Raw genomic sequence first — 13,833 nt, 5'->3', positions numbered from 1 at the left:
CTACAACTGGCGCCCCGTGAGGCGTCCGAGGCCTCATCGATGCGGGCTAGAGTCCTAGGACACGGTAGCTCCGTCGGATGGGAATTTCGACACCGCTAAGACCATCGGGAGTCGAAATGCCTTTGCATCAACTCGCTGCAACGCGCAGCACGCGTTCCAAGCTGACCGCGCTTGCTATAGCTGCGGTTGTCGTGTCAGGCGGGGCGGCGCTGTTCTCGGGTCAAGCTGCTGCCGACGATTGGCTCAACCGGCCCGGAACTGGAGTGATTCAGGTTGTCGGCCACGGTGAGGGACATGGTCGAGGCATGAGTCAGTACGGCGCCCAAGGCGCTGCGGGGATTGGGCTCACGTCACCGCAGATCCTCGACTTTTATTACCCGAGCACCCAACAGGGCTCTGTTGACCCCGGCCGTTCTTTTAGAGTGTGGATATCCGCGGACGTTGACGGAGAAACCGAAGTCGTGAGGAGTGACAGCCTTGAGGTCACAGACGCCGCGACCGGCCAGGTCATTTCGACCCCCACCACCGCCGACAGGGTGAAAGCTAATTTCGCGAACGGCAAGTTCACTGTCCAGTACCGCAGTGCCGGAATGTGGGCAACCGCTTCCGGGAACCTGAGTGGACCCATTAATTTTCGAGATACCAGGACCGACGTCGTAGAACTCGTTCTGCCCAATGGTGACCGAATCGGCTACCAAAGTCTGCTGCAAGCGTTCAGAGACAGCGATTCCGGTGTGACCCGCACGATCAACGACCTTCCCCTAGACGCCTACGTCAAAGGAGTGGTTCCGCGCGAGTCCATTTCTTCGTGGCTGCCGGCGGCATTGCAGTCGCAGGCCGTGGCAGCACGCACCTTCGCCGCTGTCAGCATCACCACCCCGCGGAAACGGGGCGTCTACAACATTTGTGACACGGCAGCTTGCCAGGTCTATGGGGGAGCGACGTTAAATGGCCGATCACGTTTGACCCCCAACACTTCGAACGCGGTGGAAATGACAGCTGGCCTGATCCGCACCTACAACGGGATGCCAATTAACGCCCAGTTCGGCTCAACGAATGGCGGACACTCCACCGCAGGGACGGCAGAGCCTTACTTGGTGGCGAGACCGGACCCTTATGAGGCGCTTGCGAAGCCACCGCAAAAATACGCGAACTGGACAAGCACGATCAGCGTTTCAGTTTTGGAGTCGCGTTGGCCTGAAATAGGCAATTTTGAGCGAATCCGAATCACCCAGCGGACTGGCGGCGGTGATTGGGGCGGACCCGTGGTGAAGGCTGTTATCCAGGGATCCAAGGCAACCAAGGAGATCACCGGGGACCAACTGCGTCAAACCGTGGCCGGTACGATCAGGAGCGCTTTTTTGCAAATATCAGATTCGGACACGAGCACTTTGCCGTCGGGTGCGGTGGATGTTGTTGCTGTTACCGGGGCGTTGCATGTGCGGGGTTGGGCGTTTGATCCTGATGCTGTGGCGACGTCGTTGGTGGTGCATGTGTACGACACGGGGCCTGATGGTTCGGTGGTGGGGTCTGTGGTGACAGCGGATCAGCGGCGTGCGGATGTAGGCGCGGCGTATCCGGGTGTGGGGGATAGCCATGGTTTTGATGTGTGGCTTCCGACCAGTGGTCGTGGTTTGCATTCGGTGTGTGTGTACGCAATTAATATTGGGTTCGGTACTGGCAATCCGTCTTTGGGGTGCCGCTCTGTGATGGTGGGTGGCCCGTTTGGTGTGGTGGACGCGGTGACTTCGGGGGACGGGTCCATCTCGGTGTCGGGGTGGGCGGTGGATCCTGCTTCTAGTAATGCTCCTACTCCGATCCATATTTATGACACGGGCCCGGCGGGTGTTGTGGGGTATTCGGGGTTCACCACTGGTGGATCTAGGCCTGATGTTGCTGCCGCCTATCCGGGGGTTTCCGCTGGTAGCGGTTATAGCGCGGTGGTTCCGGGGGGAGCTTCGGGGGTGCACACGGTGTGTGCCTTTGCGATTTCGTCGGGTCCGGGCGGCAACACCCAACTCGGGTGCCAAACAGTGACCGTCCGCAATCCCTTGCCGTCGGGTGCGGTGGATGTTGTTGCTGTTACCGGGGCGTTGCATGTGCGGGGTTGGGCGTTTGATCCTGATGCTGTGGCGACGTCGTTGGTGGTGCATGTGTACGACACGGGGCCTGATGGTTCGGTGGTGGGGTCTGTGGTGACAGCGGATCAGCGGCGTGCGGATGTAGGCGCGGCGTATCCGGGTGTGGGGGATAGCCATGGTTTTGATGTGTGGCTTCCGACCAGTGGTCGTGGTTTGCATTCGGTGTGTGTGTACGCAATTAATATTGGGTTCGGTACTGGCAATCCGTCTTTGGGGTGCCGCTCTGTGATGGTGGGTGGCCCGTTTGGTGTGGTGGACGCGGTGACTTCGGGGGACGGGTCCATCTCGGTGTCGGGGTGGGCGGTGGATCCTGCTTCTAGTAATGTTCCTACTCCGATCCATATTTATGACACGGGCCCGGCGGGTGTTGTGGGGTATTCGGGGTTCACCACCGGTGGATCTAGGCCTGATGTTGCTGCCGCCTATCCGGGGGTTTCCGCTGGTAGCGGTTATAGCGCGGTGGTTCCGGGGGGAGCTTCGGGGGTGCACACGGTGTGTGCCTTTGCGATTTCGTCGGGTCCGGGCGGCAACACCCAACTCGGGTGCCAAACAGTTGAAGTTCGGTAGTGCCGAAAACTCTGGCGGTGGTCGTCGAGCAGTGCCTCTCGCCTGTCCCCGGTGGGACCGGTAGGTACGCCGCCCAAATCACGCAGGCTCTGGCTGCCGGCGCACCAGCGGGCTGGGAGGTGCGCTCGTTGACTGCGTGGCATACCAATCCGGACGCAGCCAGATTTAGCGGAGTTCGTGGCCCCTCGCGACTACCAGTCGGACACCGGGTGCTCGGTGCGCTGTGGCAAAAAGGTATGCCGCCTTGGCCGAACCCCGCCAGCCTGCATGCAACCACGCCGCTGGCTCCTAGGCACAGAAGCCCGCGGGTGGTTACCGTTCACGACACCGTTCCGTGGACGCACCCGGAGACGATGACACCTCGCGGAGTGCGGTGGCATCGCGATTTGATTACCAGCGCCGCGAGGGCAGCGGACGCACTCGTGGTGCCCACACGCGCTGTGGCAGAGGAACTCTCGGTACTGTTTCCCTACGCAGCATCCAGGATCCATGCCATTGCCCATGGTGTTACTTCGTTACCCATCCCGCGGGATGCGGATCTGCGGGCGACGAAGATGCGGCTGCCGCCGCGTTACGTCATGAGCCTGTCGACGCTGGAGCCGCGCAAGGGGCTCGACGTGCTGTTGTCCGCGATGGCGCAGATGGCGGTGCGGGTGCCGCTCGTGGTGGTAGGGCAGCCGGGGTGGGGCGGCCTGAACATACAAGCTCAGGCTGCGAAAGCTGGGCTTTGTGCTGGCAGCGTCGTCGAACTCGGCAAAATTGATGACGAAGATCTTGCGGTGGTGCTTTCCAGGGCTGCGGTGCTCGCAGTGCCGTCGCTGGCTGAAGGGTTTGGCCTGCCGGTGCTGGAGGGCTTCAGCGCGGGGCTGCCTGTCGTCTCCTCTGACGCGCCGTCATTGGTGGAAGTGAGCGGTGGGGCTGCGCTGTTGTCTCCAAGACGTGACTTCCATTCACTCGCTCACCAGCTGGATTCAGTGCTTTTGGACGCAGACCTTGCTGCCGAGTTGGTGGCTCGAGGTAGGGCCCGCGCAGCTGAGTATAGCTGGGCCAAGGCAGCGCGGTCTGTCTGGGATTTGCATACCGGGCTGGCCTGAAGCGTGACGCAGGACAGCAACTAGATCGTCTCTTTGGTGGACCCGATGCTATTTTTGCACCGCGTATACGAATTGGTTCTGGCTGAACCATTGCAGGCTCTGCTCCGGAACCAAGCAACTTCCTTGGAGTGGCTGTGTCGAGACTACGTACGTGACGTTGAATCCGCGCCCCTGCAAAGTGCACGGATCCACCGTTACAGTGATGACATCCGGCTGAGGACTCTCAATGATGATGTCCGGTCCCACGGTCCAAGCGAACTTGATAATGCTAGCTCCGCGATTCCAGACAAATTCGTGTTGCGCCGTCGGGTCGAGTTTTAACCACTGCTCTCGGTTCGGACCAGACATCTGGTTGCCGCCGAGTATCGGCGTCCCTGTCGCGTCTAATAGCGCATCGTCAAACCACAGATCGGTGGCCCAGAGCTCGTTAGCCGCACGAGCCTTTTTCCCCTCCTCCAGCATGCGCTGAGCGCTTGCGCTCGCTCTCAAATCACCCAGTCCGATTGTGATGGGATTCACAAAGGCCACAGCAGACGCTGCCAATAACACTGGAATGATAAATGGCCAGCGTCGGTGCGGATGAGCCACCATGAAGTACACCACAGCGCCAATAGCGAATGCTGCCAGGCCAACCTCGAATCCTCGCAGACCCGGCATTCTGGTCTGCTGCGTAACGCCACCCCCGTAAGCAGTGATTAGAGCGCAACTTGCTGCGATTAGGACGGGGAGTGCCTTCCCAACTGGCGCCGCCCAGCGAGAGAGCACCAAGCTGAGAAGCAGGATGGCGGGGAAGCCCAAAGATTGGGCCACCCGCAGCGGGTCTACCAAGTTAGCCGCGGGTATTTTGGAGCCGATGGTGCCCCAATGCACCACCACCCAGCTGAACCAGGCCAAACAACACGCCGCCAGGGTAATCATTGCTGCAGAATCGCGGTCGCGCCCCAAGTTTGGGGACATTGCGATCATTGCAACCGCTAGCACGAGTGCGATGGTAAAACCTGTCGAGATCTCGCTGGCGTTCGTTCCAACTAACACAGTGCCGGAAGATTGAAGTTTGAACAGCACTGGCGCCCCGAACAGCTCGCCAGGGTCGAGGGCGCGCCCAGTGGTAATCCGTTGGCCCGGGTAAACGGTCGCTAATTGCGCCTTAATGCCTGGCAGGTTCTCCCAGACCATTAAAACTAACACCGACACCGACGTCAAGGAGCCAGCCGCCAAAGCAAGCAACCCAAATCGACGTTCTGCCTTCGGCCACACCAACCACACCGACGTTGCGAGAACGATAGGGACTCCTATGGTTAGCGCCCAGGGAATGTAACCTGTGACCAAACGCGCGAGTAAAATGCCGCCTCCCGCGGCATATAAAACAGCCGATAGGCGACGCGACTGTTCCCAGCGTTCAGCTGCGACGGTGACGAGATATGAGCCAGCAATGGCGAAACCAGCGATTGTTACCGGAAGAAACGACCACCAAAAAGTGGCTGGAGAGAAAATAAAGAGAGAGGTTCCGAACCATGCAAGTTTGGGTTTCGCTCCTAATTTCTGCAACCACCTAGGGCAGAAGAGGAGGAGTAAGAGAAGAGGAAATAGCCGATATCCGGCGAACAACATTGAATCAGGTAGAAATGGGCCTAGGCGGAGCGCGGCAGCATCAAAGAATACAATTGTCTCGACGAAGCCAGCGTTCGGTATTTGTGTTACTAGGTCGGGCTCCGCAGCCAGCGGGGAGCTGATTGTCTCACCTGCTGCCAAAACGCCAAGTTGCATCGGAGTATTTCGCAGGAATTCATCAGACCGTATTGACTGAGGCGCGCCAAACTCGTAACCCAAAGGTTTTGTGGAGTCTTGTCGGAGGTAATCAGAACCAAGGGATGAGGTTGAAACTCCTAACGCACTCAGAATGATATAAAGGACAATCGGTATAGCAGTAGTTGGCTTTAACCAATGCAAAAATGGACGATAGGGCGAACTGTGGATATGCGGCACTGAACTACTTGTATGATTGTCCATGTGATGACGACTTTCTTGGGGATCTGAGGGTCACGGCAGCGGGCACAAGCCCTTCAGCGATTTGTCCAACCGAATGTATCCAAGGAAAAGAATTGATGGTTATCATCATTGGCTGACACTGTCCACCATTTGCGGAATTGCCATGCGTAACTCAGTCACTTGTGCTGCTTTGAAGATCTTGAATTGCGGTCTCTTCATTTGGCGGCAAAGGCAAGGGGGGAGTATCTAAAATTTCCCATACTTGGAGCTTGAGAATAGCAACTTCCTCGGTGAGAGTTCTTACCTTATCCTCGTTGCTAGTGAGCTCCGCCGAAAGCTGCAAGCAAACGAGAAGCAAAACGATGGCTGCGGCCGAGAACAATAGATTCGCAGGGGTCTGAACCCCGACGAGATTCGAAAGCCATGAGACCACGTCAGGAAATGCACCGACTATGCAAATAGCAAACGCTAAGACAATCCACAACGCGGCGTAGCGCTCGCGAAGGCGACGTCCCCTCAAAAGTAGGAAAAGACAAACTAATAAAGTCAAACATACTGCGAGCGCTATAAAATAGGCGACGTTCACTCTGAAGGAACCTTTGTTAGCTCGACTTTGGGTCTAGTCAATGCCACTGCAAGGGCAAGTGCGGCGCGGAGGAGAAATAATGCGGCTTTGACAGGGCTGTGCGAAGGCTGGCCAGCGGTGCGCGTTCTCATCTCGACTCCCAGTTGACGCACTACGAGACCGGACCGAGAAGCGATCACCAATGATTCAATAGTATCGCCGAGGTATTCCGCTGGATAGTTTGAGGCGAATAATCGAATGGCGTGAGCGTTGGAGGCTTTAAATCCTGAAGTTGTATCGGTCAGTCTTGTACCGGCAACGTGAGAGAGAACTCTTGAGAGCAGTTTCATAGCCCAACGTCGGGGTCCGCGTGCGTCATAATGCCCAGTGCCCGCGAATCTCGCACCTATCATTACATCAGCGCTATCGACCTGGAGCTGAACAATCAGACGCGATACGTCGAAAGCGCTATGCTGGCCATCGGCATCTAGCTGAACTGCATAATCGAACCCGTGCCGGAGCGCATACTTGTAGCCTGCGCGCATGGCGCCTCCAACGCCTAGATTGATGGGAAGGTCGAGCACGGTTGCACCAAGTTCGTGGGCGATCCGAGCAGTGTTGTCGGTGGAGCCGTCGCTGACAACCAATACAGATGCTGCGGGTACAGCCCGAGCGACCTCGGCCAAGGTTGAGGGTAGCGAGTCTTGTTCGTTCCACGCGGGCACAATGATGATCACACGCGGTAGGGGTTCAGCAGCCACTGTTCGATCCTATCGGGTGGCTTGCCGGTGTCTTCAATTTCTGTGGGGATTGACTGACGCTCCCGCTGCGATCAGTGAGAAGGAACCGGGCGGCTGTGACGTTCGAACGCGATCTTCGAAGCGCCGAACCAATTTTGGTTGCGAGCCTAACCTCGGCAGCACGTATCCTTATTCCGCTGCCAAGTGCGAATGGAAGCGGGCCCGGCTAGCGCCCCGCGCCGCGTGTATCGATCTGGAGGAAAGGCGGAACGTGCGCACTGAGCCTCGCGTGCTTCTTGACGCCACCGCCATTCCCGCTGAACGCGGCGGTGTGGGGCGATATGTGGATAGTCTGGCCGCCGCATTGGACGCCCAAGGCACCGCGTTGTCGATCGTCTGTCAAACCGCTGACGCCGGCCAATTCGCATCACTCGCCCCGCACAGCCGAATAGTCCCCATCGCCACAGAATTGAGCAGCAGGCCTGCTCGGCTCACCTGGGAACAAACCACTCTCCCGCGACTGGCGCGTCGCTTGCCGGTCGACGTCATCCATTCTCCCCATTACACGATGCCGCTCAGAGCGGGTGTTCCCGTGGTGGTCACGCTTCACGACGCCACCTTTTTCTCTGATCAGCAGCTGCATTTGGGCGTCAAAGGTCGCTTCTTCCGTGGTTGGACCCGAACATCTTTGCGGTTGGCCGCAGTGTGCGTCGTGCCGAGCGTGGCTACTGCCACCGAATTACGCCGGGTGGTTTCGGCAGACCCGCAGCGGCTGGTCGTCGCACATCACGGAGTCGATTCCGAAAGGTTCCATCGACCCAGTGCCGCTGAGATTGCCGCTGCCGCAGACTATCTGAAGCTAGAAGCGAAAGGCTGGATCGCCTTTCTAGGAACACTAGAGCCGCGCAAAAATGTTCCAGCACTGATCAGAGCGTATGTCCGCGCTGCTGCTGATGCGAGAGATCGAGCGTCCTTTCCGGCCTTGGTGCTAGCTGGTAGCCCCGGTTGGGATCAGGCGATCGAACCGGCGCTGGCCGCTGTCCCGGTGGATCTGCAGGTGCTGCGTGCGGGCCATCTCCCTGTCGAAATGCTGTCCGGCTTTTTAGGCGGCGCCGCCCTAGTGACCTATCCGAGCCTGGGTGAAGGTTTTGGACTCCCCGTGCTTGAGGCAATGGCGTGCGGCGCGGCGGTGCTTACCACCAGAAGACTTTCGCTCCCCGAGGTCGGAGGGGAGGCGGTGGCTTACTCCGATGTCGGCGCGGGTGATATCGCCGAAGCCCTTTCGTCGTTGCTGTTCGACCCTACGCGGCGCCGAGAATTAGCTGCGGCGGCCGTCGCGCGCGCGGCGGAGTTTACCTGGGCAAATAGCGCTCAATGCCACCAAGAAGCATACGACCGCGCGGCTGCGTTGGGAAAGGCTCGATGACGAGCATGACCCAGTCGCCCAGCCCCGACACGCACGTCGGAATCGTCACCGTGACCTACTTCCCTGGCGAGACGGTCACCCTGCTGTTGGAATCAGTGGAAGCGGCCGCGGACTGGGTCAAGTGGGGCCGCCCCACAGTGGTCATGGCAGACAACGGTTCGACCGATGGGAGTATCGAGGAAGTCGAGAAGACCGGACTGGCAACGGTTTTACATACCGGTGGCAACCTGGGGTTTGGTGGCGGAGCGAACGCGGGCGTTGCTGCGCTGCCGAAGGCGATGGAATGGGTCCTGATCTGCAATTCGGACTTGACGTTTGCCCCCGGAGCTATCGAGGAACTTCTCTCGGCGGCGGGTAGACACCCGCGAGCGGGTGCTCTCGGGCCGATGCTTCTTACCCCAGACGGCCAACCGTACCCGTCCGCCCGCGAGCTGCCGAGCATCGGCAGAGGGGTTGGCCACGCGGCCTTTGGCTGGGTCTGGCCACGCAATCCTTGGACAAAGGCGTACCGACGCGACCACGAAATTCCCCAGGAGCGAGGCGCTGGATGGCTGTCGGGTGCATGTTTATTAGTGCGCCGCAGCGTTTTTGATCAGCTCGGCGGGTTCGACCCCGCATTCTTCATGTTCTTCGAAGATGTTGATCTTGGCGACAGGATTGGGCGCGCTGGCTGGGAAAACGTGTATGTACCGTCAGCACGGGTGACACATATCGGCGGCCACTCCACGCAACGTCACCAGGCCGAAATGACAGCTGCCCACCACAGGAGCGCGTACGTCTATTTGGCGCGCAGGTATGTGCACTGGTGGCAGGCACCTTTGCGCATGGCGTTGAAGGCAGGTCTGACCATCCGCTCTGCGATGGCACGACGGTCTGCGGCGCTGGCCGGGGGAGCGGACCTACCCACCAGGCCTGAAATCAACTGTAACTGAAACCCTTGCGGCATTTGCTGCGCCCACAGCGCGAGCTCCAAGAGGTTGAGCGATCACACCGAGTTGCTACGCCGGAGGATAGCGAAGGTGTGCACTAGAAGGGTGGTTGCCGGACCAGCGATTTGGGCGCCAATTGCAGAAGTGATCGGCTCAAACGGCAGGCCCAATGCGCCCGCGAAAACCACAGCGCCGAGAAACCAGCCGACCACGAGGAAGCTGTGTTGTTTCAGCGCAATAAGCGCGGGTTGTAGTAGTGAGACCGCCATCAGCAGCACTGCAGATAGGGTAAGCAATATCAGTGCGGAGGATGTTGTTGTGTCTGTCTCAGCCCCGAAAACTAGTCGGATTGCCCACCTGCCCAGTACTGCCACGCCAAGCAGACTGAGCAGTCCCAATGCCGCGACGACAGCCAAACCTCGCGTGACGATGGATCGGAACGCTAGAAGATCACCCCTGCTCACTGCGGCAGACATGCGCGGCAAGAGCAGAGCTTGGAGTGGTCCCATCAGCAGGAGTGGCACTCGAGTCAGAACAAGAGCTGTTGAGAAGCCGGTAGCGATGGCCTTGTGGCCGAGCAATTGCGATGTCACGAAGACGCCAGCGTAGTTTGCCATCACCATGGAGATTAACGACGCAACCAACAGCCAGCCGACGCCGCGGATGAGTGTTTTCCAACTCGATTGTTTACTTTGCAGTGCGCAAGTATCGGATGCCTGTTGCGATTCGTTTTGGGGGCGGGGCACTCTGAGTGTCGCTAGCGCCGCCACGAGTGGCCCGCTGCAGAGCGCAAACGCGTAGGCGACTGCAGTCGTGCTGCCTACGACGACAAGTGCCACGCAGCTCAACAATCGGACGCCGCCGTCAACGCACAAGGTAAGTGCGTAACGAGCGAACCGTTGCTCACCACCGCTAAGGCCCCGAATCAGGTATACGACGGCCGAACCAATAATCGACAGAGCGAGTGCCAAAATGAACCCAACATTGCTGTTGAGAAGTGACTCCATCATCGTTGGTGCCGCAATAGCCAAGCTGCTGAGGGTTATAAGACACAGGACTGCGCCGACCGCGCTCAGCCTGCGAATATCGCCACCGTACCGGCGCCCCTGGCTGCGGCTGGCACTGACGGTCCGGGAGGTTTCCTGCTCGATTGCGACGAAAATTCCAGGCCCGAGAATACTGACAATCAGGTAGGTGACTGTCAGAGCAGAGTGGGAGTCTTCGTCGAATCGGTTGTGGCCGATCAGCGCGAGGAAGGCATACCCAGACAGTCCAATGAGTAAAGTGCCACCTGTCATCCACGCCGCACTTTTTGCCAGGGGCTTGCCCATCGGCCTAGGACCTCGGCCCAGAAGAAGGAAAAGGGCTGCACAGGCGGGATAAGTTCGGCGAGGCGGTGCGGTCGTTCGCGGCAAATGCTCGCGGTGCAGTGGGCACAAGATATCGCGCTTCCATAATGACCTCAGCGCGCACCCGTGTCGTCCATTCCTGTCAGTTGCAGATCGGTTACCGATAAGAACAGTAGCCGCTAACTTCTCTCCTCCGAGCGGGCGCGCTTCCTCACCGCTCGCGGTTGCTGCAGCAGCACCGGAATTCAAACAGGCGTGTGCGAAGATCGGTCCTATGCGAGCTGTTGAAGAACCGATCATTACGCCGACTGTGAGCGTCGTAGTACTTGCGTGGCTGGACGAGCCGTGGCTTCAGCGCTCGGTGAGGGCCATCCTAGATTCCAAGGGAGTGGTCGCCGACGTCATTCTTGTCGACAACGGCTGCACCAGCCAAGATGTGGTGGAAATCGGGGCATGGGATGGGGTCCTTGTGGTACGACCGAATACCAACTTAGGGTTCGCCGGTGGCTGTAATTACGGCTTAAGTTTTGCCAGCGGAGCGTATGTCGCACTCGTCAACTCAGATGCTGTGGTCGAGCAGACGGCATTGGCTAAGTTAGTGCACATGGTTTTGCCCGGAACAGATGAATTAGACAGCGTCGCTGTCGCAGGAGGAAGTATCAGGCTTTCCGAGGACCCGTCCTTACTCAACTCGGCGGGCAACCCGGTTCATGTGCTCGGTTTGTCATGGGCCGGGGATATGGGACAACCAGAGGTGAGAACCGATCCGATCGATGTCGCGGTTGCTAGCGGGGCATGCGTAGTGATGACCCGAGCATGGTGGGAAACTTTGGGCGGCTTTGACGATGCTTACTTTGCCTACCACGAGGATGCCGAGCTTAGTATCCGGACGTGGCGGCGGGGGCGCCGAGTTGTTTACGTGCCTGATGCGGTCGCGATCCATAGGTACGAATTTTCCCGAAACGAACACAAAATGTACTTAATCGAGCGAAATCGCCTCATGCTGGTTTCGACGGCTTGGAGCATTCGGGCGCTGATCCTGCTCTCGCCCGCCCTCATCACCCTAGAGCTCGCTCTCACTCTGTTTTCGCTGAAACAGCGTTGGTTCGGCGCGAAACTGCGCGGTTGGGAGTGGTTATGGACCAACCGATCCCATCTTCGTGACCGTCGGCGGGTGTTACGCGACGAACTGGCAGTGACTGGACCTACTTGGATGTCCAGGCTCACCCCGGAGTTGGCGGAGAACGGGTCGGTGGCGCTACCGCCGGGGGCAGGACTGGTGAACTTTGTGATGCGTTGGTACTGGAATTTAGTGAAGAGGTTAGTCTGATCGGCGGAATGGGTTCTGCGTCGCTAGCTGGAGGAGCATCGTAATTGACCAGGCAGTAGTTCGCGAAGCAGCAAAGTTGCTGTGCCGGGGGCTGTTGCGGAGGGTTCGTCTTGCAGCTATGAGGGCTCTTCACCGTTGCGCGTGATGGTGCTGTCGGCTGGTTGAAACGGCGCCCAGGTGGCGGGACGTTGTTCTGAGCATAATCCGATCGCGGTAGTGCTGCTTGTTTGTGAACCCGCGTCCGGTTCGTTTGATGTTTTTGTTTCCCAGGTTCACGTTTTCGCTGATCGCGTTCGACGCGCCGGTGGTGATGGAGGCCAGGATTTGCGGCCACCAGGGTTTACAGTCTTTGCCAGGGTTCGGGTTTCGTCCATGTCGGCGATCATGACGTAGTAGTCGAAAGTTTGCTTCTCACGGCGGGCCATCACCTTGGTAGGGGACCTCAGGACCACCCGGAGTTGTTCTTTCACCGCCCACCCGGCTGAGAGCTGATCTGTGGGGTCGTCGGTGGCGAACACTGACAGCAGCTTCGCCAACGCAGCCGGTGACAGGGTGTTCCCAGCCCGCAGCAGCAACAACCGGTGCGCCCAGGTCCTGTTTGCGGCCCGACCCCGGTGGCCATGCAACTGCGTCTGCAAACGCCGGCGAACATCGGTCACCATCTGGTTGGCCAGTTGGACTATGTGGAACCGGTCAGCCACCACTTGGGCGTTAGGCAACTGCGCCTTGAGTACCTTGCGAAACGGGGTATGCAAATCGATCGCCGCCACGGCAACCTTGTGCCGCCACCACCGTGGGCGGTCGGCGAACCAGTCAGTCAACGACTTCGCGTCCCTGCCATCGACGACACCGATGATCTCGCCGCGGTCGAGGTCGGTGATGCACGTCATCCACGGCTCGACCCGTTTGAAAGACCCATCATCCTGCCGGAAAAACCGCATCCGCCGGAACCGGTGCTCATCGACCCCGATCCGCGCCACCACCCGGCTGGCCGGGTCAGGCATCGCCGCAGCGCGGGCTGACACAGCACGTTGGACCGTCCACCAGCCAACCCGGTGCGCCCGGGCGGTTTCAGAGATAGACCGCCCGGAAACGACAACCGCATCGACCACTGTGGCAGCCAGCCGCCCGGTAGATCGTGCGTACGGGGGCACCTGCACGGTGTGTTCAGTGAACGTGGCCCGTGAGCACCCGGTATTGCCGCAGCGGAACCGTAACTTACGCCACCACACCGTCACCGGACCGCCGCCGACTGGGATGTCCCGAACCCGCTGCAACTTCCGCACATGAACCCCAGCCGACGGCACACCACATGCGGGGCAACACATCTGAGAAATCCCAGTCTCAACAATCACATCCCGCTGACCACCGTCACAACGAGCACCAACGACGTGAAAGCCAGGCAAATTGAACAACACCGTCGCCGGATCATCGCAAACAGAAGTAGCATCAAACACACTCGTGGTCCTTCTTCGTCAACTGTCTTGTGTGGTAACAAACAGTCAACAGCAAGGACCACGAGCCCTAAACCACAGGCCCCTAACCAAACACCACGCGGAACGGTGAAGAGCCGCTATGAGTCTCACGTAAGGCATGAGAAGGGTGCGCGTACCTAATCCGGTAGTGTCGGGATGATTTGTGTCCGGTTTTGGTCACCAGTTGGGTCGGCTGGCACATGTCAGCAGCAGTGCGGCGCTTTTGCA

General features: G+C 59.0%; 9 protein-coding genes and 1 pseudogene. 5 read left to right on the top strand and 5 right to left on the bottom strand.

Annotated elements, in window-relative coordinates; genetic code table 11:
* Positions 1–116 precede the first annotated feature (116 nt).
* A complete protein-coding gene (locus tag EH165_RS10660; RefSeq protein WP_164479198.1) occupies positions 117–2,708 on the top strand; it encodes a SpoIID/LytB domain-containing protein in 2,592 nt (863 codons plus the stop codon).
* Entirely contained in the window at positions 2,708–3,802 is a 1,095-nt protein-coding gene (locus EH165_RS10655; protein WP_124799428.1) for a glycosyltransferase family 4 protein, read from the top strand. The genes EH165_RS10660 and EH165_RS10655 overlap by 1 nt, the downstream gene beginning before the upstream one ends.
* A gap of 48 nt (positions 3,803–3,850) precedes the next feature.
* Here EH165_RS10655 and EH165_RS10650 read toward each other — a convergent pair whose 3' ends face one another.
* From EH165_RS10650 to EH165_RS10640, 3 genes are all read right to left on the bottom strand, one after another.
* Positions 3,851–5,812 carry a DUF7657 domain-containing protein gene (locus tag EH165_RS10650; RefSeq protein ID WP_422392111.1) on the bottom strand — a complete coding sequence of 654 codons (1,962 nt, stop codon included), beginning with the start codon at positions 5,810–5,812 and terminating at the stop codon, positions 3,851–3,853.
* A 151-nt stretch (positions 5,813–5,963) separates the two neighbouring features.
* Positions 5,964–6,377: a DUF2304 domain-containing protein gene (locus EH165_RS10645; RefSeq protein WP_124799426.1), complete on the bottom strand. Its 414-nt coding sequence runs from the start codon at positions 6,375–6,377 to the stop codon at positions 5,964–5,966.
* Positions 6,374–7,117, bottom strand: a complete 744-nt coding sequence (locus EH165_RS10640; protein WP_124799425.1) for a glycosyltransferase family 2 protein — start codon at positions 7,115–7,117, stop codon at positions 6,374–6,376. Before EH165_RS10640 ends, EH165_RS10645 begins: the two co-directional genes overlap by 4 nt.
* Before the next feature lie 250 nt (positions 7,118–7,367).
* Between EH165_RS10640 and EH165_RS10635 the strand changes: the two genes are divergently transcribed.
* Positions 7,368–8,522 (top strand): glycosyltransferase family 4 protein, encoded by a 1,155-nt coding sequence (locus EH165_RS10635; protein ID WP_239020540.1) that lies wholly within the window; start codon positions 7,368–7,370, stop codon positions 8,520–8,522.
* Complete coding sequence (locus EH165_RS10630; RefSeq protein WP_239020539.1) at positions 8,519–9,454, top strand: glycosyltransferase; 936 nt, start codon at positions 8,519–8,521, stop codon at positions 9,452–9,454. Before EH165_RS10635 ends, EH165_RS10630 begins: the two co-directional genes overlap by 4 nt.
* A 53-nt stretch (positions 9,455–9,507) precedes the next feature.
* Here EH165_RS10630 and EH165_RS10625 read toward each other — a convergent pair whose 3' ends face one another.
* Positions 9,508–10,782, bottom strand: coding sequence for a lipopolysaccharide biosynthesis protein (locus EH165_RS10625; protein ID WP_164479197.1), 1,275 nt, complete (start codon positions 10,780–10,782; stop codon positions 9,508–9,510).
* Between the two features lie 292 nt (positions 10,783–11,074).
* Here EH165_RS10625 and EH165_RS10620 point away from each other — a divergent pair, with 292 nt between their 5' ends.
* Positions 11,075–12,130, top strand: coding sequence for a glycosyltransferase family 2 protein (locus tag EH165_RS10620; protein ID WP_124799423.1), 1,056 nt, complete (start codon positions 11,075–11,077; stop codon positions 12,128–12,130).
* A gap of 129 nt (positions 12,131–12,259) precedes the next feature.
* On the opposite strand, the pseudogene EH165_RS10615 reads toward EH165_RS10620, so the two are convergent.
* Positions 12,260–13,458: pseudogene (locus EH165_RS10615) on the bottom strand (ISL3 family transposase).
* Positions 13,459–13,833: the final 375 nt, after the last annotated feature.

The sequence above is a fragment of the Nakamurella antarctica genome, from assembly GCF_003860405.1.
GTDB lineage: Bacteria > Actinomycetota > Actinomycetes > Mycobacteriales > Nakamurellaceae > Nakamurella > Nakamurella antarctica.
The sequence above is the reverse complement of the archived record's forward strand: the minus strand, read 5'-3'. Positions and strand labels throughout refer to the sequence as shown.

Coding starts and splice junctions, on each gene's coding strand:
- EH165_RS10650 (WP_422392111.1), bottom strand. CDS start 5,812: ATGGACAATCATACAAGTAGTTCAGTGCCGCATATCCACAGTTCGCCC.
- EH165_RS10660 (WP_164479198.1), top strand. CDS start 117: ATGCCTTTGCATCAACTCGCTGCAACGCGCAGCACGCGTTCCAAGCTG.
- EH165_RS10630 (WP_239020539.1), top strand. CDS start 8,519: ATGACGAGCATGACCCAGTCGCCCAGCCCCGACACGCACGTCGGAATC.
- EH165_RS10625 (WP_164479197.1), bottom strand. CDS start 10,782: ATGGGCAAGCCCCTGGCAAAAAGTGCGGCGTGGATGACAGGTGGCACT.
- EH165_RS10620 (WP_124799423.1), top strand. CDS start 11,075: ATGCGAGCTGTTGAAGAACCGATCATTACGCCGACTGTGAGCGTCGTA.